Here is a 23736-nt window from a genome sequence, read left to right on the forward strand (position 1 = left end):
ATCAAAAGCTATTGCCAATATATTGTCGGGCCGGTCATAATAACGACATTGGAATATATGATTCCTCACAACATCTGACCGGAGCATTTCAGTTGCTGCTTGCCTGAGCTGCGCATGCGCTGGATCAGTTGATCCTATATTTCCTGCAAAGTGCCTGACGGTTTTGCGCCCGGAAATTAAGATAAAATGGAGCGCATCCCGGAAAGTGCGAACAGCTTTCGGACCGGAGGTGTGTGATTATAAAACGTAAGAGCGGATTGGAGGCCTTGGGCGCATGACGATGGACGGCAGAATGTTTTTCCTGCTTGTCCTTCTTCCTTTTATGGGCAGCGTCGTCCCGGGCCTGTTCAGAGGCGCCGACCGAAGCGGGTCCGCTTGGTTCACAGCAGCCATCGCTCTCGTCGCCTTCATTCTCACCGCCAGTCTTTATCCGATTGTCTCCGATGGGAAGGTCTTGCGCGGTACAGTTGAATGGCTGCCCGCCTACGGTCTCAATGTAACCTTGCGCATGGATGGCTTTGCCTGGCTGTTCGCCATGCTGATCACCGGCATCGGTCTTCTGGTCGTGATCTATGCGCGCTATTACATGTCGCCGGACGATCCGGTTCCGCGCTTCTTCTCGTTCCTGCTGGCTTTCATGGGGTCAATGCTCGGCATCGTTCTGTCTGGCAACATCATCCTGCTTGCCGTGTTCTGGGAACTGACGAGTATCTTTTCGTTCCTGCTCATCGGGTACTGGTATCACAATGCCAGTGCGCGCGATGGCGCGCGTATGGCGCTGACAGTCACGGGGATTGGCGGCTTCTGCCTGCTCGCCGGCATGCTGCTTTTGGGCCATATCGTCGGCAGTTACGATCTCGACGTAGTGCTGGCAGCGGGCAACGAGGTTCGCACCCATCCGCTTTATACCGTCGCACTTGTCTTGATTCTGCTCGCCGCTTTCACCAAAAGCGCCCAGTTTCCGTTTCATTTCTGGCTGCCGAATGCGATGGCCGCACCGACGCCTGTTTCGGCCTATCTCCATTCGGCCACCATGGTGAAAGCTGGTGTGTTTCTGCTCGCCCGCCTGTGGCCGGTACTGGCTGGAACCGAAGAATGGTTTTGGATATTGGGTTCTGCGGGGCTCATCACGCTGTTGCTGGCAAGTTTTTTTGCCGTTTTTCAGCAGGATTTGAAAGGTCTGCTCGCCTATTCGACGATCAGCAATCTGGGCCTGATTACTGCGCTGTTGAGTCTTGGAAGTCCGCTTGCCGCAGTGGCTGCGATCTTCCACATGGTCAACCACGCTATCTTCAAGGCGTCGCTTTTCATGGCGGCAGGCATCATCGACCATGAAACGGGCACGCGCGATATGCGCCGCCTGAGCGGATTGTTCCGATTAATGCCCTATACGGCGACACTTGCCATGGTGGCGAGTGCTGCCATGGCTGGCGTTCCGTTGTTGAATGGCTTCATTTCCAAGGAAATGTTCTTTGCCGAGGCGGTCGAAACGCATCTGGCATCCTGGCTCGACACGATTACGCCATACGTGGCGACGCTCGCCAGCATCTTCACGGTGGCCTATTCGATCCGCTTTATATACTCCACTTTCTTCGGCCCGCCGCCGCATGATCTGCCGCGTGAACCGCATGAGCCGCCGCACTGGATGCGTCGTCCTATCGAGCTTCTTGTAATGCTCTGCCTTTTGATCGGCATCGTTCCTAGCTTGTCCATCGGCCCATTCCTGCATTCGGCGGTGCGCTCGGTGCTTGGTGATGCAACGCCGGAATACAGCCTTTCCGTCTGGCATGGTTTCAATCTGCCGCTGATGATGAGTATCGCTGCAATGATCGGCGGCGTGCTTCTGCACTGGTGTCTAAAAAACTATCTGGCAACCAGCGAGGACGGACCACCGCTATTCCGTCATCTGCAAGGCCAGCGCATTTTCGAACGCGTACTGGTGACACTATCGTGGAACTGGGCGCGCAAGGCTGAAAATTTCCTCAGCACACGCCGCCTGCAGCCGCAGCTGCGCATCATTGTTGCCATAGCCGTTGTGGTCGCTGGCTGGCCGTTGATCGAGGGGAGCTTGCGTTCCGGCACTTTGGGCGCGCAGCCGGTCGATCCGATTTTTGCGGGCCTTTGGCTGCTCGGCTGCGCATGCGCTGTCGGTGCAGCCTATCAGGCCAAGTATCACCGTCTGGCTGCTCTGATCCTGCTCGGCGGGGCAGGGCTTATCACCTGCATCACCTTCGTCTGGCTGTCAGCGCCTGATCTCGCGGTGACCCAGCTTCTGGTGGAAATCGTCACGACGGTTCTGTTGTTGCTCGGTCTGCGCTGGCTGCCGAAGCGCTGGGAAGACCCCGATCCAGTTCCGGTGAAGATCGGACCGCGCATCCGCCGTTATCGCGATCTTGTGCTGGCTATTGCCAGCGGCGTCGGTGTTTCGATCATTGCCTATGCGATGATGACGCGCCCGTCGCCTAACAGCATCGGCGATTATTTCCTGCAAAATGCCTATTCGGGCGGCGGCGGCAAGAATGTCGTGAATGTCATTCTGGTTGATTTCCGCGCCTTCGATACATTCGGTGAAATTGCCGTTCTCGGCATTGTCGGACTGACCGTCTTCGCGCTGCTGCGTCGTTTCCGTCCGGCACCGGATTCCACCGGCTCGACCGCCCAGCAGAAGATTCAGGACGCCTATGACGAAGCCATGCCGGATCGCAAGGCGGGCGAAACGCTGAACGATTATCTGGCTGTGCCGTCGGTCATCATGCAATGGCTGTTCCCGGTCATCATCGTTCTGGCCGTGCACCTGTTCCTGCGCGGGCACGATCTGCCGGGGGGCGGGTTTGCGGCTGGCGTTGCGCTGGCGATTGCCTTCATCCTGCAATATCTGGCTGCCGGAACCCGCTGGGTTGAAGACAGGCTGCGCATTCTGCCGCTGCGGTGGATCGGCATCGGCTTGCTGAGCGCTGCGGCAACCGGCTCCGGCGCGTGGCTCTTCGGCTATCCATTCCTGACGACATTCTTCCAATATGTGGAGATACCGCATGTCGGAAAAATGCCAATGGCGAGCGCCTTGCTGTTTGATTTCGGTGTTTTCACGCTCGTCGTGGGTGCAACCGTCATCGTTTTGATCGCGCTGGCGCACCAATCGATCCGTAAACATCGCGTCGAAAAACTCGCCGCGGCGACTGCGAAGGAGGAGAACTGATGGAGCTGGTTCTTGCTCTCGCAATCGGGGTGCTGATGGCGTCCGGCGTCTGGCTGGTGCTGCGCCCGCGCACGTTTCAGGTGGCAATCGGCCTGTCGCTGATTTCCTACGCGGTCAATCTGTTCATCTTCTCGATGGGGCGGCTGCGCTCCAACGCTGCGCCGGTGCTGGACTCCGGTCTGGACGTGCAGGCCGCCCAATATACCGATCCGGTGCCGCAGGCGCTCGTGCTGACGGCAATCGTTATCGGCTTCGCCATGACGGCGCTCTTCCTTGTCGTGCTGCTCGCCTCGCGCGGTCTGACACGCACCGACCATGTCGACGGCAAAGAGAACTGAGATGGATTGGAAATCACACCTCATCGTTGCTCCCATCGTTCTGCCGCTGGTGACGGCTGCGGTTTTGCTGTTAATCGACGAGCGCAACCGCAAGCTGAAGATGGCGATCAACTCGCTTTCGACGCTCGGTCTCATCGGCATTGCGTGCGTGCTTGTCGGCATGGCCAGCGAAAAGGCGCCAGAAGCCATCGTCTATCTGATCGGCAATTGGCCTGCACCGTTTGGCATCGTGCTGGTGCTCGACCGGTTGGCGGCGATGATGCTGTTGCTGGCGAGCCTCCTCGGCATGGCCGCGCTGAGCTTCGCGCTGGCGCATTGGCACAAGGCAAGCCCGCATTTCCACACGATCTTCCAGCTTTTGCTGATGGGGCTGAATGGCGCGTTCCTCACGGGCGACCTATTCAACCTGTTCGTCTTCTTCGAGGTCATGCTGGCCGCTTCCTATGGTCTGGCGCTGCATGGTTCCGGTCCGGCGCGCGTCAAGGCGGGCCTCCATTATATCGCGGTCAATCTGGTAGCATCGTCGCTGTTCCTGATCGGAGTGAGCCTCATCTACGGTGTCACCGGCACGCTCAACATGGCGGACCTCGCGCAGCGGATTACGCAGGTTGCGCCTGAAGACCGGATGCTGCTGGAAGCGGGAGCTGCGGTACTGGGCGTCGCCTTCCTGATCAAGGCGGGCATGTGGCCGCTCAATTTCTGGCTAGCGCCGACCTATACGGCAGCGGCAGCGCCGATTGCCGCGATCTTCGCGATCATGAGCAAGGTCGGCATTTATGTGCTGTTGCGCCTGTCGCCGCTGATGTTCGGCATCAATGCTGGCTCGTCCTATGGTTTCGGCAATGACTGGCTCTATTTCGGCGGCATGGTCACGCTTGCCTTCGGCCTGATCGGCGTGGTCGCGTCGCAGGCCATGGGCAGGCTTGCGAGTTACAGTATTCTCGTTTCCTCCGGAACGCTCTTGGCCGCCATTGGCAGCGGCAATACAGCAATGGCCGGTGCAGCACTGTTCTACATGGTCAGTTCCACGCTGACGATTGCCGCATTCTTCCTGCTGATTGAGCTTGTCGAACGCGGACAGGACGCTGCCGCCAACGTTCTTGCGGTGACGATGGAAGCCTATGGCGACGATGAGGAGGAAGAAGAAGAGGAAGAGGTCGGTGCAGTCTTGCCCGCGACCCTTGCCATCCTCGGTACATTCTTCGCGATATGCGCCATTTTGCTGATCGGCCTACCACCATTTTCGGGTTTCATCGCCAAGTTCCTGATCCTTGCAGCTGTCTTCAACGGCGACGGGGCGGCGCCGCAACTGGCCATGCCGGTCAGTCCGGCAAGCTGGGCGCTGATTGCGCTGATCCTGCTCTCAGGTCTTTCGGCGCTCATCGCCATGACGCGTACCGGCATCCGCACCTTTTGGGCGTCCCTCGAAGGTAATGTTCCGCGCGTTCTGGTGCGCGAAGTGGTGCCGATTGCGGGGCTTCTGGCGCTCTGCCTTGCGCTGACAATCGCAGCCGGTCCCGCCATGCGTTACATGGACGAAACGGCACGCTCGCTGCATCATCCGTCCGATTATATCAACAGTGTCCTGAAAGCGCCCAAGATCGAATATGGGCCCTCCAAGGCAACAGGCGCGCAGGCGGCGGAGGTAGAATGAGAAAAATCCTGCCCTATCCGCTGCTGTTCGCGTCACTGCTTTTGTTCTGGCTGCTGTTGAACGGATTTACTCGCGCTCAGCTGATCCTTGGTGCGGTCATTGCGCTGTTTGCTTGCCAGATCATGACGGCGCTGCAGCCGCAGAAAAATCATCTGCGCTCGATCCCGACTATGCTCCGGCTTTTCGCCACGTTCAGCCTCGATATTCTGCAATCGAACATCACTGTGGCGCGCATTATTCTGTCTGGAAGAAAGCGTCGCCCCGGTTTCGTGGTTATCCCGCTGGAGCTCGAAAATCGCACGGCGCTGGCGGTACTCGCCTGCGTGGTGACGGCGACACCCGGCACAGCCTGGGTGGATCATCACAGCGCGCGCCGCGAACTGACCATTCATGTGCTCGACCTTGAAGAAGCACAAGTCTGGCGCGATCTGATTAAACAGAAATATGAGAAGCCGCTGATTGCGATTTTCGGGGCAGCAGACGTTGTCGAGAAGGAGAAATCCGCATGAGTGCCGTTATCATCTTCTGGTCTCTGCTCGCAGCACAATTGATGCTGATCGCGGCCATGGGCTGCGCGGTTTATCGCTTGCTGGTCGGCCCTCGGGCACAGGACCGTGTGCTCGCCACCGACGCCCTTTATCTAAACGCCTTGCTGCTGTTGATCACCTTCGGCATTCGCACTGGCAGCGATATCTATTTCGAGGCTGCGCTGATCATCGCGTTGCTTGGTTTCGTCGCTACTGTCGCGCTCGCCAAATTCCTGATGCGCGGGGAGGTGATCGAATGATTCATGCAGCCGAAATTCCGCTTTGGGCCGCCATCCTCATTTCGTTTTTTCTCGTCGCCGGTGCTTTCCTGACGCTCGTCGGATGCATTGGCCTTGTGCGTTTCAAGACCTTCTACGAACGCATTCACGCGCCGACCATCGGCACGTCTTTTGGGGCTGGCGGAATCTTGATCGCATCGATCATGTTTTTCTCCATCTTGCAATCGAAGCCGATTCTGCATGAAGTATTGATTACCGTCTTTGTGGTCATCACAACGCCGGTGACGCTCATGCTGCTCAGCCGCGCCGTGATCCATCGCGACACGACGCAGGACAGCAGGGAGCTGCCTTCATCTTCCGACCCCGATTGAGGCCGGCAGACATCATGCTTGAGGGTGCGGAAGGGGCGTTTTCGGCTTTTCCGCAGTGCAGAACGGGGAAAATCAGCGGCTTCTTCCGGTAAGGGCCGCCATCGTTTTTCGGACGAACGGACTGAGCTTTTTCGGGTTCGCTTAAAGACTCATATCCTCTTGTTCGGTCTCGATATTCGCTCTTTCCCGAATCTGAAGCGTATTGCCTGCGGCCAGTTAGGTCCGGAAGGAGCGGCCAATGGCATTTGGAGGAGTGCTGGCGGCTGCGGCCAATTGTCCAGATGCGGCGCATCGATGGTCAGGCGGATTGAAGGTTTTCATCATTTAGATTATCTGGATTTCAGTAATTTCTGAAAGTTCAGAAAATACGGGAGAGAGAATTTTGGAATTGTCGCCAATCGTTCAGTCGTTCGTGCTCCACTTTGGAGAGATGGGCAGCCGTTGGGGCATCAACCGCACAGTGGGGCAGATTTACGCGCTGCTTTATCTGTCGCCTCAGCCGATGTGCGCCGACGAGATCGTTGACGCGCTTGGTGTGTCACGCTCGAATGTCTCCATGGGCATACGCGAACTGCAGGGCTGGAACCTTGTGCTTCTGAAGCACATTCCCGGCGACCGTCGCGATTTCTTCACGACGCCGGATGATGTCTGGCAAATTCTGCGCACGCTTGCCGAAGAGCGCAAGAAGCGCGAGATCGATCCGACCCTGTCCGTTTTGCGCGAAGTGCTGATGGAAGCCCCGCAGGACGACGGCGATCGTTATGCGCAAGAGCGCATGAAAGACATGTACAGCCTGATCGAGCGTCTGACCAACTGGTACGACGACGTCAAGAAACTCGATACTGACCGTCTGACAAGCCTGCTGGCGCTTGGCGCCAAGGTGACCCGCTTCCTCGAAACCACTGACAGGATCGTGGCTTTGGGACGCGGGCGAACATCGGCCAAGAAGGAGCCTAAGCGAGATTGACATCTGATGTCCCCCAAACGGAGCAACTGGCGGAAAAACTGACGCTAGTCGACGGAGAGGCGACAGGCGGCAACCGCCGCGCAAGTCCCTCCAAGCGTCGTTCCGGGCGTCGGGCGGTTCCGACCATGCTTCGCCGGGGGGCAAATCTTCAGGCACTGGCAGCGCTTCTGTGGCTGCCGCAGGCCGGGCTGATTGCCTATGCCATCGGATGTCTCGCCGATACGGGGTTCGACAACAGAATTTATTATGCAGCTTTCGGCATATTCGTGCTGGGTTGCCTGCGCAGTCTGATCGACGGTGCTGGCGCGGCCAAGGCACTCGACGCCGCCCGCGGTGAACTGACAGCCTTGCGCGAACGGGCTTTTGCAGCGCTTTCCAGCCGGTCTCCGCTCGACACAGCCCGGCCATCGTCGGGGGAGGCTGCGAGCATTCTCGCCGAACAGGCGGAAATGGTTGTGCCTTATCTGTCCCGTTTCGTACCGGTGCGCATCCGGGTCATGCTGATGCCGTTGGCGATCCTGCTGGCTGTGTTCTGGTTTTCATGGGCGGCGGCACTCGTTTTGCTCGTTGCAGCGCCTTTGATCCCGATCTTCATGGCGCTGATTGGCTGGCGTGCGAAGGCCGCGAGCGAAAAGCAGCTCGTGGCGCTTGGCGGCATGAATGGTTTTCTGCTGGACCGGCTGCGTGGCCTGACCACGATTCGCAGTTTTCATGCTGTCGATGCCACCGCCACGCGGCTGCGTGAGAACGCGGAGACCCTGCGCACCAAAACCATGAAGGTTCTGCGGATTGCATTTCTGTCTTCCGCTGTGCTGGAGCTTTTTGCGGCGCTTGGCGTAGCCATGGTTGCCGTGTATATCGGCTTCCACCTGCTCGGCACATTGCAGTTCGGTGCCTGGGGACACCAGCTGACGCTCGGCGAAGGCTTGTTTATCCTGCTTCTGTCGCCCGCTTTCTTTGAGCCGTTGCGTGACCTTTCCGCAGTCTGGCATGACCGTGCATCGGGCGAAGCCGCCATCGATGCGCTGGAGAAGCTCAGCCGTCATTCCATGCCGGTTGTCGGCAACAGCAGCGCCACGGCGGGTGAACTGGAAGAAACGGCCCCCTCCGTTCAACTGCGCGATGTCGGCTTTCAATATCCGGCAGGGCCTTCGGTTTTGACAGATTTCAACCTGGCAATCGAGGCGGGGGAGCATGTCGCTCTGCTTGCGCCAAGCGGTTATGGCAAGTCCACCATTCTGGCGTTGATCGCCGGGCTGGCAGCGCCGCAAACAGGCGCAATACGTATCGGCAGCACGAGCATGGCACCTGAAAATGCGGAGGCGTTACGCCAACGCATGAGCTGGGTCGGACAAAAGCCGCATATATTTGCAGGCTCCGCACGCCACAACATCACGCTTGGGCGTGAAGCTGTTGCCAGACCGACCGCGACCATCATCGAAGATATGGCGCTCGCGCATGTGACTGGCGTCACCGGTCACGGCGTTATTGGGGAAAACGGTGCCGGGCTTTCGGGCGGCGAAGCCTTGCGGCTTGCACTGGTCCGCATCGCGGTCGATCCCAAGGCCGATATCATTCTTGCCGACGAGCCGACGGCCCATCTCGATCACGAGACGGCCACGCATATTGCCGACAGCCTGTTACGGCTGGCCAAGGGCAAAACCCTGATCGTCGCCACCCATGATGAGGGACTGGCGCGCAGGATGGACCGCATTATACGATTGAACGACAATCAAAATACCGATCCGCTGTGGCAGAGGAGGGCAGCCGAATGAACGGTTTGCAAGCGCTCCGTCCAATCCTGCGCCTGTTTTTCAGAACCAAAGCTGCTGCTCTTTACGCAGGCATCGCAGCCGCGACAGTGACTGTTCTGGCTGGCATCGCGCTCCTTGGCCTTTCCGGCTGGTTCATCACGGCAACGGCCATTGCGGGCTTGAGTATCGCCACGGCTATTGTGTTTGATGTCTTTGCACCGGCAGCCGGTATCCGGTTTCTTGCCATTGTGCGGACGGGCGCGCGTTATCTCGAACGACTTGTCACGCATGACGCAACGCTCGCCATTCTGGCGGCATTGCGCGAAAAGCTGTTTCGAAGCTGGGCAAAACCGGCAGCGGCCAATACACTTTTGAAACGCCCTGCGCGTCTTCTATTCCGTCTGACCGCAGATATCGATGCGCTGGATTCGCTTTATCTGCGTGTCGTCGTGCCGATTGGTGCCGCACTTGCAACCGCGTTGGTGGCGGGAATTGCGCTTGCGCTGATGAGCCCGCTGTTCGGGCTTTCTGTTGCACTTGTGCTTCTGATCGTAGGCCTGAGCCTGCCGTTATTGGCTGCGCTGCGTTCGGAAAAGCCGATGCGCAGACGAGCCAAGGGCACCGAGGCCTTGCGCGCCCGCACAATCGATCTGGTCGCGGGCCAGACGGAATTGCTCATGGCCGGACGGATGCAGGCGCAAAAAGAAGCGCTCATCCGGGCTGACAATTATGTGGCAGCGGCGGACCGCACCCTCAATCGCATTGAGATTCGAACCGGCGCTGGCCTCGGCGTGGCACATGCCGCACTTCTGGCCGGTGGACTGATCGGCGCCGGCTGGCTTGTTCAGGCCGGGACAATCGGCGCTCCGGTAGCCGCATTGGCGATGCTTGTTATTCTCGGCGCGATGGAACCTTTCGCGGCGCTGCGGCGCGGTGCGATGGAACTGGGGCGCACCATTCTGGCTGCGCGGCGAGTTGGGCCAAAATTGCGTGAAGGAGCGTCGATTACAAGTCTGCCAACGCCACCGGATGGCATTGCCGTGGAGCTTCGTAATCTTTCTGTCCGCCATGAAGACGCAGCCGTCGATGCCTTGAAATCCATCAATCTCATTGTCGAAAGCGGTGAGCGTGTCGCCATTGTCGGAACCAGCGGCGCGGGCAAGTCGACCTTGTTCAACCTGCTCGCAGGCGAAATCCCGGGGACGGATGACAGCGCGGAAGTGTTGGCCAGCGCTTTGTTGACCCAGCGCACCGAGCTTTTTCAGGATAGCCTGCGCGATAATCTGCGGCTCGCCAAACCCGATGCCGATGACGCGAAGCTGATGCAGGCTTTGCACACAGCCGGTCTCGGAGAATTTGTCGAAACATTGCCGGCAGGCCTCGATACGATGCTGGGTGAGGGCGGTTTGGGATTGTCCGGTGGGCAGGCGCGACGTCTGGCTCTGGCGCGACTGTTCTTAAGCGATTCTTCATTGTGGCTGCTCGACGAACCGACCGAAGGACTGGATGCTGCAACCGCCGAAGATGTCTTGACCCGATTGCGGACGCAGTCGGGCAGACACACGCTGCTGGTCGCGACACATATCCGGCGCGAAGCGCGGATTTGCGACCGGATCATTGTTTTGAATCAAGGCGCTCTCGTTGAGTCTGTGCGCATGAGTGACCAACGTTTCGGTGAAATCCTCGAATCCATGAGGTGAACCGGGCGGGCAAAAGCCCAGATACTGGGGCTTTGCCGACAATCGAGAATGGGAACGACGGGCGGTTTCTCATCCGCTTTTCGTTTCGAGACGGACAATGTCATGACGGGGTCCGTTACGCGAAGGCGCGTCGCGTCTGCCGATTTATGCGACGTGCAACACTAAATCGTTTTGGTCGCATTCTGCGATGCCAGGGAATTTCCTGGTCGCAAATGCTCTAGGAGGGCCGGGAACTACCGGCTGAAAAAGATGGAACTCGATATTGTCTCCCTGTCGCGATTGCAGTTTGCAATCACGGCACTTTATCACTTCCTCTTCGTACCTCTGACGTTGGGTCTTTCCGTGCTGCTGGCCATCATGGAAACCGTTTATGTGATGACGGGGCGACTCATCTGGCGACAGATGACGAAATTCTGGGGTACTCTGTTTGGCATCAACTTCGCGATCGGTGTCGCGACGGGCATTGTAATGGAATTCCAGTTCGGCATGAACTGGAGCTATTACAGCCACTATGTGGGCGATATTTTCGGCGCGCCGCTCGCCATTGAGGGCCTGATGGCCTTCTTCCTTGAGGCGACCTTCGTTGGTCTGTTCTTCTTCGGTTGGGACCGTCTTTCCAAGGTCGGCCACCTGATCGCGACCTATGCCGTTGCGGCAGGTTCGAACTTTTCCGCGCTATGGATTCTCATCGCCAATGGCTGGATGCAAAACCCGGTGGGGTCGGCGTTCAACCCTGAAACCATGCGCATGGAAATCACCGATTTCTTCGCGGTTTTGATGAATCCTGTGGCGCAAGCCAAATTCGTGCATACGGTTTCGGCCGGTTACGCAACCGCTTCGATTTTCGTTCTGGGTGTTTCCGCCTGGTTTCTCCTGAAAGGCCGCTCGGTGGAACTCGCCAAGCGTTCGATGACAGTTGCCGCTTCGTTTGGTCTGGCCGCATCGCTTTCGGTCGTCGTTCTGGGTGATGAAAGCGGCTATCTGGCCAACGAACACCAGAAGATGAAGATCGCGGCCATTGAAGCGATGTGGGAAACAGAACCCGCTCCGGCTTCGTTCACGGTCTTCGGCTTCCCGAACCAGGAAGCGCGCGAAACCCATTTCGCCGTGCATATTCCATGGGTCATGGGTCTGATCGGCACACGTTCGCTGACGACACCGATCCAGGGCATCAACGAGCTGGTCGAAAATGCTGAGAACCATATCCGCAACGGCATCGTCGCCTATGATGCGTTGCAGAAAATTCGCGCCGCTGGCGATACCGGCACAGTGCCGCAGGATGTGAAGGACGTTTTCGCCGATAACAGCCAATGGCTCGGCTACGCTCTTCTCCTGAAACGCTATGTGGACGATCCGCGCACGGCCACCGACGAACAGATCACCAGGGCCGCGAACGACACGGTGCCCGGCGTTCTGCCACTGTTCTGGGCATTTCGAATCATGGTCGCCATCGGGTTCTTCCTGATTTTGCTGACTGGCACGTTCTTTGTGCTGTCGGCGCGGCGCAAGCTTGATCAGCATCGTTTCCTTTTGAAAGTGGCGGTCTTTGCAATTCCGCTGCCGTGGATCGCTGCCGAGATGGGCTGGATCGTTGCTGAATTCGGGCGTCAGCCGTGGATTATCGAAGGTATTCTGCCGACAGCGGTTGCCGTCTCCAATCTCGGTGCATCGACGGTTCTGCTCACCCTCATCGGGTTCTGCGCGATCTACACGGTCCTGTTCATCATCGAAATGGGCCTGATGATACGCGCGATCAAAGCTGGACCGGAACCCGACAGCAAACCTGAAGCCATGCTTGCACCTGCTAGCATTGCGCCTGCGGAGTAATGACCATGATACTCAGCGAATTGTTGGACTATGAAACCCTTCGCATCATCTGGTGGGTACTGCTCGGCGTGCTGCTGATCGGCTTTGCCGCGATGGACGGGTTTGATCTCGGCGTGGATATTCTGATGCCTGTCGTCGGCAAAACAGATGTCGAGCGCCGCATCATCATCAACACGATTGGCCCGGTCTGGGAAGGAAACCAGGTCTGGCTGATCCTCGGCGGCGGCGCTATCTTCGCCGCCTGGCCACCGCTCTATGCGGTGTCTTTCTCGGGCTTCTATCTGGCGATGTTCGCTATCCTTTTTGCCCTCATCCTGCGTCCGGTCGGTTTCAAGTATCGGTCGAAGCGCGAGGGCCAGGGTTGGCGTCGCGGATGGGACATCGCCCTGTTCATCGGCGGCTTCGTGCCCGCGCTGATCTTCGGCGTTGCAGTCGGCAATGTGTTGCAGGGCGTCCCATTCCGTCTCAACGATGATCTTCAGATTTTCTATGAGGGCTCGTTCTTCGGTCTGCTCAACCCCTTTGCACTTGTGTGCGGCGTGTTGTCGGTCACCATGCTGGCGATGCATGGCGCCTCGTGGCTGGTTCTCAAAACTTCGGGAGAGATCCAGCAAAGAGCACGGCGTTATGGCAGCATTGCTGCACTTCTCACGCTTGTTCTTTATGCTCTTGCCGGCGTTGCCAGCTGGTTCTGGGTGTCAGGCTACCGTATCACAAGCGCCATCGTCACTGATGGACCTTCCAATCCGCTGCGCAAGACCGTGGAACTGGATCACAGTGCATGGTTCGCCAACTATGCAAGTCATCCGATCCTTCTGATTGCTCCAGCACTTGGCATTCTGGGTGCGATTGCGGTGTTCCTGACGCTGCGCGGCGGTCGTGAAGTTGCACCGCTTCTGCTGGGAAAGCTTACGATCTTCGGCATCATCTCATCGGTCGGCGTCTCGATGTTCCCGTTCATTCTGCCGTCTTCGCTCGATCCCCGGGCAAGCCTGACGGTTTGGGATTCGTCTTCCAGTCATATGACGCTTTTCATCATGCTGGTCGTGACCCTGATCTTCCTGCCGATCATCGTTGCCTACACCTCCTGGGTTTACCGGGTGCTGTGGGGCAAGGTGGAAAAGGAAATGATCGAGGACGAGAGCAACCACGCTTATTGATCGGGCCGCGGACGGCCAAGCCGTCCGCGCCTTTCAATCCAAGAAAGGAAAGCAATATGTGGTATTTTTCCTGGCTTCTGGGCCTGCCGCTCGCCGCAGCTTTTGCTGTACTCAATGCCATGTGGTACGAGCTGATGGATGACCGTGCCCGCAAGCGTCTTGCAGCCGATCCGACTGCAGATCTGGCGCGCCAAGGCACGAAGCATCATTAGACAAAAGAAAACGGCCCGGAAACGGGCCGTTTTTTGTATCGGCTAATTTCGGATTTTAGGCCGATGGTATCGAGAGTTCCGCTACGAAATCATAGGCGTCGCCACGATAGAGCGATTTGGTGAACTCCACCGCGCGACCCGATGCGAGATAGGAAATACGCTCGATGGACAAACCGGCATCGCCAGTCGTGACGCCAAGTATCCGGGCATCGGGGTCTTTGATGTTACAGGCGGATATACGCTGCACAGCGCGCACCGGACGAAAGCCGGTACGACTGAGCTCAGCATAAAGCGACCCCTGTACAGCGTTCGGATCGGGCAGAATTTCGCTCGACAAGGTCGCACGTTCGATAGCCAGCGGCAGATCGCTTGCCATGCGCAAGCGCCCAAGCCGGGCAATCCGGGTTTCAGACGAAACGCCGAGCTTCATCATTTCCTCGGGCGAGGGATAATAAAGGCCGCGTTCCAGCCATTTGGATTGGGTGGCAATGCCACGCCGCGCCATGTCTTCGGTAAAGGACGTGAGCATGGAAAGCGATTGCTGCACGCGCTCGCTGGGGCGCACGACAAAGGTGCCGGAGCCATGGCGGCGCACGAGAAGTCCCGATTTGACGAGATCATCCACCGCCTTGCGGACGGTCACCCGGCTGATATTGGCATATTCCGCAATGTCCCGCTCGGGCGGCAGCGCTTCTCCATCGGCCAGATGCCCGGCACGGATGGCTGCTTCCAGCGACTGGCGCAATTGCATGTAAAGCGGTCCCGCGCCAGAAGAGGGCCCGGTGCCCTGAAGGTTCTTGGGGAGAAAGGCGCTGAAATTGCCGCTCATGCACGCGCCTCATCCATCTTGTGGCCATAGCGCTTGAGTGCGAGTTGCAATGCTCCGGTCAAAGCGTCAGCTGCCGGTTGGACAATGAGCTTTTGCTGGCTCGCGGGAAGCCACTCCACATAAAGCGGCGCCATGCCGCCCAACAGACTGATCCGTTCTGCGCCCTGAGCAATCAGCATCTCCAGCGTTTCGCTGACATAGCCTGCCGATCGTTCCAGAAGCATGCGTGCCGTCTCGTCGCCTTCGGCGGCATATTGGAAAATACGCGGCGCATATTTGCCGAAATCGCCGGGCTTGGCCGTCCAGGCGAATTCGACCAGATTGTCGGGGTTGTTGCCGAACTCGTTGAGCACATCTGTCGTCAGGCGGCTGCGAGGGTGGATGCCATCATGCACAAGCAGGCATTCCTGCAACAGGCTTTGTCCAAGCCGCGCGCCGCTGCCAAGATCGCTGAGCGGAAAACCCCAGCCGCCGACAGAATGAATGCGCTCTTGCTGGCGGACGATATAGGCCGTTCCAGTGCCTAGAATGGCGACGATGCCATCCTGATCGCCGAGCGCACCTTGCAATGCGATGAGACCGTCGAATTCGACATTGGCGTGAGCAAAGGGGAGACCGCGTTCAATCGGCAGGCCCGCGCCCTGCACATTGCCGCCAGCAAGGCCCAGCACCGCATGGCTTTCGCCGTAATGGCTCTGGTCCAGCCCTGCATCGGCGAAGGCATTGTCGATGGCTGCGCGTACATTGACGAGCGAAGTCTGCGGATCGGTGACGATATTGGCCGATCCGCTGCGTCCCGTTCCGAGAATCGCACCGTTGCCATCTGCCACCACAGCGCGACATCCGGTGCCGCCGCCATCCACGCCAATGAAAAACTCTGCCATGAAGATACCTCCAACTTGAAGATACCAAAAAAATACCATTAACCAAGCAGATTCAGCGAAGCCGAGAAAAATTGATTAATGTGTTGATAAAATAAGGTAAATTATCTTGCTTCCAATTTTTATGCGAGAATATCGTAAACTTCGCTGGACAATTGGTACGTTTTTGGCATTAATTTCAATCAAAGGGGAGCGCAATGCCGCCAGGGGTCGCCAAAGGTTGTTGACAGGCGAGGGTCGCGCGGAAATGGGATGGAACGAAGACCGGCGGAGCCGGCATTTATCCCGCACCGCGATGGGCCGTCGTCATAACCGTGGCGTCTCGAAATGGACAGGCGTATCTCGCCTCTTTTGTGCGTCTGCGTTCAGAAAAACGGGAGAAGGTCAAATGGTTCGCAATAGTTTGAAATTCATGCTGCTGGGTTCGACGCTTTTGGCGTCGGGTTCTGCCGCATTGGCTCAGGATGTCACGCTGACGGTTGAAAGCTGGCGTAATGACGATCTGCAGATCTGGCAGGAAAAGATCATTCCGGCCTTTGAAGCCAAGAATCCGGGCATCAAGATCAATTTCGCGCCAAGCGCGCCGACGGAATATAACGCCGCACTCAATGCCAAGCTGGATGCTGGTTCGGGCGGCGATCTTATTGCGTGCCGTCCGTTCGACACCTCGCTGGAGCTGTTCAACAAGGGCAAGCTTGCCGACCTCACCGATCTTGAAGGCATGAAGAACTTCTCCGACGTCGCCAAGTCCGCGTGGACCACCGACGATGGCAAGAAGAGCTTCTGCGTGCCGATGGCTTCGGTCATTCACGGCTTCATCTATAATCAGGAAGCTTTTGACAAGCTCGGCCTGAAGGCACCGGCAACGGAAGCCGAATTCTTCGCGATGCTCGACAAGATCAAGGCGGACGGCACCTATATCCCGATGGCCATGGGCACCAAGGATATGTGGGAAGCCGCAACCATGGGCTACCAGAATATCGGCCCGACCTATTGGAAGGGCGAGGAAGGCCGCAAAGCGCTCATCGCTGGCCAGCAGAAGCTGACCGACGAGCCATGGGTCGAACCGTTCAAGGTTCTTGCCAAGTGGAAGAATTATCTGGGCGACGGTTTCGAAGCGCAGACCTATCCGGACAGCCAGAACCTCTTCACGCTCGGTCGCGCTGCGATCTATCCGGCCGGTTCGTGGGAAATCGGCCTGTTCAACACGCAGGCGCAGTTCAAGATGGGCGCATTCCCGCCGCCGGTGAAGAATGCAGGCGACAGCTGCTACATTTCGGATCACAACGATATCGGTCTCGGCCTCAATGCTTCGAGCAAAAATGCCGAACAGGCCAAGGTGTTCCTGAACTGGGTCGCTTCACCGGAATTCGCGGAAATCTACGCAAACGCGCTGCCGGGCTTCTTCAGCCTGAATTCGACCGCTGTGAAGATGTCCGATCCGCTGGCGCAGGAATTCGTGTCCTGGCGCGAAAAGTGCAAGCCGACGATCCGTTCGACCTACCAGATCCTGTCGCGCGGCACGCCGAACCTCGAAAACGAAACCTGGGTTCAGTCGGCTAACGTCATCAACGGCACTGTAACGCCGGAAGATGCCGCCAAGAAGCTGCAGGAAGGCCTGGACAGCTGGTACAAGCCAGCCAAGTAAAGCAATAATGCATGGGCGGCTTTGCGACAGAGCAGGGCCGCCCGTGTGCATTTTCGATGCCGAACAGACCTACCGGATAGTCTTGCGGGCAGTTTTTCTTTCGCGCGATGCGCGATCCGTGTCAGTCTCACGGCAAAAGAATGTTCGCAAGAACCGCATAAGCCGAAGAACAGCGAGTGTTGATGAGCCAGTCTGCCGACCTGCCAATCATTGAGCAAAAACGCCCGAGGCGCTGGCACATTCTTGTGTTTCTGCTGCCTTGCGTGCTGGTTTATACCGCCGTCATGGTGCTGCCGCTGATCGAGACATTGCGGCAGGCATTCTTCAATGTCGTTGACGGGCAGCGCGTCTTTGTCGGCTTTGCCAATTTCCAGACGCTTTTCGGCGACTTAAACTGGTCGCGCGATTTCTGGAATGCATTGAAAAACAACGTTATATTCTTCTGCATTCACATGCTGGTTCAAAACCCGATCGGCATTTTGCTGGCCGCGATGCTGTCGCTGCCGAGACTGCGTTTTGCCGCTTTCTATCGCACGGCCATCTTTCTGCCGACGCTTCTATCCTTCGTGATTGTCGGCTTCATCTGGAAGCTGATCCTGTCCCCGATCTGGGGCGTTGCGCCATGGATGATGGATCTGGTCGGCATGAAATGGGCCTTCGCGCCATGGTTGGGAAAGGCCGAGTCGGCTCTTGTGACCGTATCGCTTGTCTCGGTCTGGCAATTCGTCGGCATTCCGATGATGCTGATCTATGCGGCGCTGCTCAACATTCCCGATGAAATCATCGAAGCTGCCGAATGCGACGGCATTACCGGCTGGAGCCAGTTCTGGAAGATCAAGTTGCCGCTCATCCTGCCGTCCATCGGCCTGATCTCGGTCATGACCTTCGTCGCCAATTTCAATGCGTTCGACCTTGTCTATTCGATGCAGGGTGCGCTCGCGGGACCGGACAAGGCGACTGATATTCTCGGCACCTTCCTGTACCGCACGTTCTTCGGCTTCCAGCTTCAGCTTGGTAATCCGTCCATGGGCGCCACCATCGCCGCCGTGATGTTCCTCATCATCCTCGCCGGTGTGTCGCTCTATCTGTTCGGCATCCAGCGTCGCATGCGCCGCTATCAGTTCTGAGGAGCGAGAAATCATGTCGAAAGCACGCACTTCGCCCCTTCGCACAACATTCGTTCATGCGGCGCTGATCATCTATATGCTTGTCGCCGTCTTTCCGGTGGCGCTGACGCTGATCAATTCCTTCAAGGACCGCAATGCGATTTTCCGCACGCCGCTTCAGTTCCCAACGCCTGAGAGCTTTAGCCTGATCGGCTATGAGACGGTGCTGAAACAGGGCTCGTTCCTGACCTATTTCCAGAACAGCACCATTGTCACGGTGGCGAGCATATTCTTTGTCATCCTCTTTGGCGCGATGGCAGCCTTTGCCCTGTCGGAATATCGGTTCAAGGGCAACACGCTGATGGGACTTTATCTGGCCATCGGCATCATGATCCCGATCCGGCTTGGAACGGTTGCCTTGTTGCAGGGCATGGTGGCGGTGGGGCTGGTCAATAGCCTCACCTCGCTGATCCTCGTCTACACGGCGCAGGGCCTGCCACTTGCGATCTTTATCCTGTCCGAATTCATGCGAACCGTGTCCGACGATTTGAAAAATGCCGGGCGGATAGACGGTATGTCGGAATATGCCATCTTCTTCAAGCTGGTGCTGCCGCTGATCCGGCCTGCCATGGCGACGGTCGCTGTCTTCACCATGATCCCGATCTGGAACGATCTCTGGTTCCCGCTGATCCTCGCGCCGAGCGAAGCCACCAAGACGGTGACACTGGGGTCGCAGCTTTTCATCGGCCAGTTTGTCACCAACTGGAATGCGGTCCTGTCGGCGCTTTCGCTGGCCATGTTCCCGATCCTCGTCCTCTACGTCATTTTCTCGCGGCAACTGATCCGCGGCATCACAGCCGGAGCTGTAAAATGAGTTCTGCAACGCAAAATCCTGTCCGTGTACTTTCCGCCGGTCTCGGCAATATGGGCCGCAGCCATGCGCTGGCCTATCACCGCAATCGGGGTTTCGAAATTGTCGGGCTGGTCAACCGGACCAAGGTTGACCTGCCGGATGAGCTTTCCGGCTATGAAATCCATCCGTCCTTTCACGAGGCCTTGGCAGAGCTGAAACCGGATATGGCCTGCATCGCAACCTATTCGGAAAGCCATGCCGATTATGCTGTGGCCGCGATGGAGCAGGGCGCGCATGTCTTTGTTGAAAAGCCGCTTGCAACAAGTGTGGACGACGCACGCCGCGTGATCGATTGCGCGCGGGCCAACGGACGCAAGCTCGTCATCGGTTATATCCTGCGCCATCATCCATCCTGGATGCGGCTGATTTCCGAAGCCCGCCAGTTGGGTGGTCCTTACGTTTTCCGTATGAATCTCAACCAGCAGTCCAGCGGCGCGACCTGGGAAACGCACAAGAACCTGATGAACACCACGTCGCCGATTGTCGATTGTGGCGTGCATTATGTCGATGTCATGTGCCAGATCACCGATGCCAAGCCGGTGGAAGTGCGCGGCATGGGCTTGCGCCTTTCCGATGAAATCAAGCCGGACATGTATAATTACGGCCACCTTCAGGTGCTGTTCGATGACGGCACGATTGGCTGGTACGAAGCGGGCTGGGGGCCGATGATGTCGGAGACGGCCTTCTTTGTGAAGGATGTCATCTCGCCAAATGGCTGTGTTTCCATTGTCATGAATGAGGCTGTGACCAAGTCCGACGATGTGGACGCCCACACCAAAACCTCGACCATCCGCATCCATCGTGCCGAACGCGGCGCGGACGGGAAGTTCCTGAAGCCGGATACTGATCTGTCCATGTCGGACGAGCCGGGCCATCAGGAATTGTGCGAACGCGAACAGGCCTACATGCTGAAAGCCATTCGTGAGGATATCGATCTCAACCGCCATATGGACGATGCGCTGCAATCGCTGCGTATCTGCCTCGCCGCCGACGAAAGCGTGCGTCTTGGCCAGCCGGTAAAACTGTAAGGGATTTTTGACTGTGGGATCGCTGCTACTCAAGTCGATAAACAAGAGCTACGGTTCGCAGGCTGTGCTGAAGGATATCAATCTGGAAGTTCGCGACGGCGAGTTCGTTATTTTCGTGGGGCCCTCCGGTTGCGGGAAGTCCACGCTGCTGCGTTCGATAGCCGGTCTGGAAGATGTGTCTTCGGGCCAGGTGCTGATCAACGGCAAGGACGTGACCGTCACGCCGCCGTCAAAGCGTGGCATTGCGATGGTGTTCCAGTCTTATGCGCTTTATCCGCATCTGACGGTGAAGGACAATATGGGGCTTGGCCTGAAGCAGGCCGGAGCGCCGAAAGAGCAGATTGAAAGCCGCGTGACGCGCGCTTCCTCCATGCTGTCGCTTGATCCTTATCTGGCACGGCGTCCGGCGGAACTGTCGGGCGGCCAGCGCCAGCGCGTCGCCATTGGTCGCGCACTTGTGCGTGATCCCGAACTGTTCCTGTTCGACGAACCCTTGTCCAACCTCGATGCCGCCCTGCGCGTGCAGACGCGTTTGGAAATTGCCAAGCTGCATCGCGAGCTGAAGGCGACGATGATCTATGTCACCCATGATCAGGTCGAAGCAATGACGCTTGCCGACCGCATCGTGGTGCTGAATGCGGGCCGTATCGAACAGATCGGTTCGCCGATGGAGCTTTACAACAAACCTGACAATCTGTTCGTAGCAGGTTTCATCGGCTCGCCACAGATGAACTTCATCGATGCGGGTCGTATCGGCGAAACCGGTGCGAAGACCATCGGCATTCGCCCGGAACATCTCGGTGTCAGCCGTGAAAGCGGCAAATGGAAGGGCAAGGTCATCCACGCCGAACATCTCGGCGCAGATACCATTCTCTATGTGGAAACCGAAGCGGCAGGCCTCATCACCGTTCGCCTGTTCGGTGAGCACCACTACACCGAAGATGACATCATCTTCGTGTCGCCGGAAGCAGACAAGACGCATCGCTTTGACGATGACGGCAAGGCCATCCGCTAGGATAAAAATCGCGTGCACCGCTTCTCGTCATGGAGCGGTGCACTTCACTCGATCTAGCTTCCAGTATTTGCACCTTTCGAACTGGTTGCGTGACGGGGCCCAAATGTCTGTTTCACCATCTTCCGTCATGCCAAGCTTGCGAAGCAGTTCATGGGACGCTGTATTGGCTAGCTGCGCACCAGCTTTGACACTTGCCGCATTCAGTGTCGTGAATGCAAAATCAACAGCGCCGCTCGCTGCTTCAAATCCATAACCATTGCCTTGAAAATTCTCACCGATCCAGTAACCAAGTTCAAAGCTCTGGCAGGATGCGTCTGCGGCCGCGATCTTTATCCAACCAATGATCCTCCCTGTATTTTTTTCTATGATGATGCCGGGAAAAGCCTTTCCCTCTTTTGCAACGGCGCGGTTCGCCAGGAGCATCTTTTCGCATTGACCGAGCGTCAGGGGAAAAGGCCAGGAAGCAACCCACCGGCTGATCTCAGCACTCATTAATGAGCTCAATGAAGGCGCGTCCTCGACGCCACAACAACCGATGAACAGACGTTGCGTTTCAAAGCTTTCGCTTTGCATATCCGAAATGACCGTAGCGATCATGTTGGTTCTTCCTGCTCATAAGCGGCAGCTTCAATGCTTCAATCAGTAAAGGCAAGGGAAAATCGTCTCTTTGGTGTGAGGCGGCGTGCCCGAGTTTTGGAATTTTAATGTTGTTCCGAATATCTGAAAACGGTCTGGTTCGCCCTTATAGTACCAATCGGTACTTATCTAGCGGCCAAGGAAAAGAAATTATATTACGTATAATCCGCGCATTCGTTTCATAAAATATTGTATTTATATCAGATAAATAAGCATATTTCTTTGAGCCCCTTATAGAGCTTACGTACACAAACGGAACTGTTCATTTTGAGATTGTGGAAATAGCAGAAAAATAATCTTGCTTTATTTTGAGAGCCGTATCACCCTGAATGGCAGTGAAATCGGAGGAGGAAAACCGGCTTCACGTCGCATGGGAGGAATGCGGTCAATCTGTGCATGAAAGGCCATCCGGAAAGCGGGTTTCGACGAAGCCTGTCCGCCGGAACCAAACAGAATTCCACCCGTTCGACATTCAATGCCAGTTTTGCGAGGTATGCCCGCATGAGCGACGATGTCGTACTATCCCTGCATGTTCCCGAACCGGAATGGCGGCCCGGCGATGCGCCGGATTTCTCCCATGTCAAAATCCCTCGCGCCGGCAGTGTCAGAAGACCGGAAATCGACGAAAAGCCCGAAGCGATGCGCGATCTCGCTTTCAGCATCATTCGCGTGCTGAACCGCGAGGGCGAGGCGGTCGGTCCGTGGGCTGGAACGCTCACCGATGACGAGCTGAAAGACGGTCTGCGCCACATGATGATCCTGCGTGCCTATGATGCACGCATGATGATGGCGCAGCGTCAAGGCAAGACGTCATTCTACATGCAGCATCTGGGCGAAGAGGCGGTGAGCTGCGCTTTCAGAAAGGCGCTGCGCAAGGGTGATATGAACTTCCCGACCTATCGGCAGGCGGGGCTTCTGATCGCCGATGATTATCCGCTCGTCACCATGATGAACCAGATTTTCTCCAATGAGCAGGACCCGCTAAAGGGCCGCCAGCTTCCCGTGATGTATTCCTCCAAGGAACACGGCTTCTTCACGATTTCCGGCAATCTCGCGACGCAATATACGCAGGCTGTGGGATGGGCGATGGCCTCTGCAATCAGCCATGATACCAAGATCGCAGCAGCCTGGATCGGCGACGGCTCGACCGCCGAAAGCGACTTTCACGCAGCACTCGTCTTCGCCTCGACCTACAAGGCGCCCGTGGTAATGAATATCGTGAACAACCAGTGGGCGATCTCGACATTTCAGGGCATTGCACGGGGCGGTTCGGGCACTTTCGCGGCCCGCGGGCACGGTTTCGGCATTCCGTCGCTGCGCGTTGATGGCAATGATTATCTCGCCGTTCATGCTGTTGCGAAATGGGCGGTCGAGCGCGCACGGCGCAATCTCGGACCGACAATCATTGAATATGTCACCTATCGTGCTGGTGGGCATTCCACGTCTGACGATCCTTCCGCCTATCGCCCCAAGGCCGAAAGCGATGCGTGGCCGCTTGGCGATCCGATCTTGCGGCTGAAGAACTATCTGATCCTGCGCGGCGTCTGGTCGGAAGACCGTCACAAGCAGGCGGAAGCAGAAGTGATGGACCTTGTCGTCAGCGCGCAGCGCGAGGCGGAAGCCATCGGCACCCTGCATGATGGGCGCAAGCCTTCCATGCGTGACATGTTCGAGGATGTTTACGCAGAAACGCCGCCGCATCTTGTTCGCCAGCGTCAGGAAGCGGGGTTCTGAT

At 57.3% G+C, this 23736-nt stretch carries 21 protein-coding genes; 18 read left to right on the forward strand and 3 right to left on the reverse strand.

Features of this window, described 5'->3' with window-relative positions:
• Nucleotides 1-274 precede the first annotated feature (274 nt).
• From JAU75_RS17885 to cydX, 12 genes are all read left to right on the forward strand, one after another.
• Nucleotides 275-3196, forward strand: coding sequence for a monovalent cation/H+ antiporter subunit A (locus tag JAU75_RS17885; RefSeq protein WP_199057829.1), 2922 nt, complete (start codon nucleotides 275-277; stop codon nucleotides 3194-3196).
• Nucleotides 3196-3534, forward strand: coding sequence for a Na+/H+ antiporter subunit C (locus JAU75_RS17890; protein ID WP_199057830.1), 339 nt, complete (start codon nucleotides 3196-3198; stop codon nucleotides 3532-3534). Before JAU75_RS17885 ends, JAU75_RS17890 begins: the two co-directional genes overlap by 1 nt.
• A gap of 1 nt (nucleotide 3535) precedes the next feature.
• Complete coding sequence (locus JAU75_RS17895; RefSeq protein WP_199057831.1) at nucleotides 3536-5188, forward strand: monovalent cation/H+ antiporter subunit D; 1653 nt, start codon at nucleotides 3536-3538, stop codon at nucleotides 5186-5188.
• Nucleotides 5185-5697, forward strand: coding sequence for a Na+/H+ antiporter subunit E (locus tag JAU75_RS17900; protein WP_199057832.1), 513 nt, complete (start codon nucleotides 5185-5187; stop codon nucleotides 5695-5697). The genes JAU75_RS17895 and JAU75_RS17900 overlap by 4 nt, the downstream gene beginning before the upstream one ends.
• Nucleotides 5694-5975 (forward strand): K+/H+ antiporter subunit F, encoded by a 282-nt coding sequence (locus JAU75_RS17905; protein WP_138786931.1) that lies wholly within the window; start codon nucleotides 5694-5696, stop codon nucleotides 5973-5975. Before JAU75_RS17900 ends, JAU75_RS17905 begins: the two co-directional genes overlap by 4 nt.
• The gene (mnhG, locus tag JAU75_RS17910) at nucleotides 5972-6325 is read left to right on the forward strand and encodes a monovalent cation/H(+) antiporter subunit G (protein ID WP_199057833.1); all 354 of its coding nucleotides are present in this window, start codon (nucleotides 5972-5974) and stop codon (nucleotides 6323-6325) included. Before JAU75_RS17905 ends, mnhG begins: the two co-directional genes overlap by 4 nt.
• Nucleotides 6326-6707: 382 nt before the next feature.
• The gene (locus JAU75_RS17915) at nucleotides 6708-7292 is read left to right on the forward strand and encodes a GbsR/MarR family transcriptional regulator (protein ID WP_171058827.1); all 585 of its coding nucleotides are present in this window, start codon (nucleotides 6708-6710) and stop codon (nucleotides 7290-7292) included.
• The gene (gene cydD / locus JAU75_RS17920) at nucleotides 7289-9067 is read left to right on the forward strand and encodes a thiol reductant ABC exporter subunit CydD (RefSeq protein WP_371836201.1); all 1779 of its coding nucleotides are present in this window, start codon (nucleotides 7289-7291) and stop codon (nucleotides 9065-9067) included. Before JAU75_RS17915 ends, cydD begins: the two co-directional genes overlap by 4 nt.
• The gene (gene cydC, locus JAU75_RS17925; protein WP_199057834.1) at nucleotides 9064-10746 is read left to right on the forward strand and encodes a thiol reductant ABC exporter subunit CydC; all 1683 of its coding nucleotides are present in this window, start codon (nucleotides 9064-9066) and stop codon (nucleotides 10744-10746) included. The genes cydD and cydC overlap by 4 nt, the downstream gene beginning before the upstream one ends.
• Before the next feature lie 249 nt (nucleotides 10747-10995).
• The gene (locus JAU75_RS17930) at nucleotides 10996-12573 is read left to right on the forward strand and encodes a cytochrome ubiquinol oxidase subunit I (RefSeq protein ID WP_199057835.1); all 1578 of its coding nucleotides are present in this window, start codon (nucleotides 10996-10998) and stop codon (nucleotides 12571-12573) included.
• Nucleotides 12574-12578: 5 nt separating this feature from the next.
• The gene (gene cydB, locus JAU75_RS17935) at nucleotides 12579-13733 is read left to right on the forward strand and encodes a cytochrome d ubiquinol oxidase subunit II (protein WP_199057836.1); all 1155 of its coding nucleotides are present in this window, start codon (nucleotides 12579-12581) and stop codon (nucleotides 13731-13733) included.
• A gap of 56 nt (nucleotides 13734-13789) precedes the next feature.
• Entirely contained in the window at nucleotides 13790-13945 is a 156-nt protein-coding gene (cydX, locus tag JAU75_RS17940) for a cytochrome bd-I oxidase subunit CydX (RefSeq protein WP_078337005.1), read from the forward strand.
• Between the two features lie 55 nt (nucleotides 13946-14000).
• On the opposite strand, the gene JAU75_RS17945 is transcribed toward cydX, so the two are convergent.
• Together JAU75_RS17945 and JAU75_RS17950 are read right to left on the reverse strand one after the other, a co-directional pair.
• Nucleotides 14001-14774 (reverse strand): GntR family transcriptional regulator, encoded by a 774-nt coding sequence (locus tag JAU75_RS17945; RefSeq protein ID WP_199057837.1) that lies wholly within the window; start codon nucleotides 14772-14774, stop codon nucleotides 14001-14003.
• Entirely contained in the window at nucleotides 14771-15658 is an 888-nt protein-coding gene (locus JAU75_RS17950; RefSeq protein WP_199057838.1) for an N-acetylglucosamine kinase, read from the reverse strand. The genes JAU75_RS17945 and JAU75_RS17950 overlap by 4 nt, the downstream gene beginning before the upstream one ends.
• Nucleotides 15659-16043: 385 nt before the next feature.
• Here JAU75_RS17950 and JAU75_RS17955 point away from each other — a divergent pair, with 385 nt between their 5' ends.
• The 5 genes from JAU75_RS17955 (at nucleotide 16044) to JAU75_RS17975 (ending at nucleotide 21365) form a co-directional block, all read left to right on the forward strand.
• Nucleotides 16044-17303 carry an ABC transporter substrate-binding protein gene (locus tag JAU75_RS17955; RefSeq protein ID WP_199057839.1) on the forward strand — a complete coding sequence of 420 codons (1260 nt, stop codon included), beginning with the start codon at nucleotides 16044-16046 and terminating at the stop codon, nucleotides 17301-17303.
• Between the two features lie 182 nt (nucleotides 17304-17485).
• A complete protein-coding gene (locus tag JAU75_RS17960) occupies nucleotides 17486-18430 on the forward strand; it encodes a carbohydrate ABC transporter permease (protein WP_199057840.1) in 945 nt (314 codons plus the stop codon).
• Between the two features lie 13 nt (nucleotides 18431-18443).
• The gene (locus JAU75_RS17965) at nucleotides 18444-19283 is read left to right on the forward strand and encodes a carbohydrate ABC transporter permease (RefSeq protein WP_171317281.1); all 840 of its coding nucleotides are present in this window, start codon (nucleotides 18444-18446) and stop codon (nucleotides 19281-19283) included.
• Nucleotides 19280-20350 (forward strand): Gfo/Idh/MocA family protein, encoded by a 1071-nt coding sequence (locus tag JAU75_RS17970; protein WP_199057841.1) that lies wholly within the window; start codon nucleotides 19280-19282, stop codon nucleotides 20348-20350. The genes JAU75_RS17965 and JAU75_RS17970 overlap by 4 nt, the downstream gene beginning before the upstream one ends.
• Before the next feature lie 13 nt (nucleotides 20351-20363).
• Nucleotides 20364-21365, forward strand: a complete 1002-nt coding sequence (locus JAU75_RS17975) for an ABC transporter ATP-binding protein (RefSeq protein ID WP_199057842.1) — start codon at nucleotides 20364-20366, stop codon at nucleotides 21363-21365.
• 27 nt (nucleotides 21366-21392) lie between these two features.
• Here JAU75_RS17975 and JAU75_RS17980 read toward each other — a convergent pair whose 3' ends face one another.
• Nucleotides 21393-21962: a GNAT family N-acetyltransferase gene (locus tag JAU75_RS17980; RefSeq protein ID WP_199057843.1), complete on the reverse strand. Its 570-nt coding sequence runs from the start codon at nucleotides 21960-21962 to the stop codon at nucleotides 21393-21395.
• A 540-nt stretch (nucleotides 21963-22502) separates the two neighbouring features.
• Between JAU75_RS17980 and JAU75_RS17985 the strand changes: the two genes are divergently transcribed.
• Nucleotides 22503-23735, forward strand: a complete 1233-nt coding sequence (locus JAU75_RS17985) for a 3-methyl-2-oxobutanoate dehydrogenase (2-methylpropanoyl-transferring) subunit alpha (protein ID WP_078337087.1) — start codon at nucleotides 22503-22505, stop codon at nucleotides 23733-23735.
• Nucleotide 23736 lies beyond the last annotated feature (1 nt).

It is taken from the genome of Ochrobactrum sp. Q0168 (genome assembly GCF_016427605.1).
Lineage (GTDB): Bacteria > Pseudomonadota > Alphaproteobacteria > Rhizobiales > Rhizobiaceae > Brucella.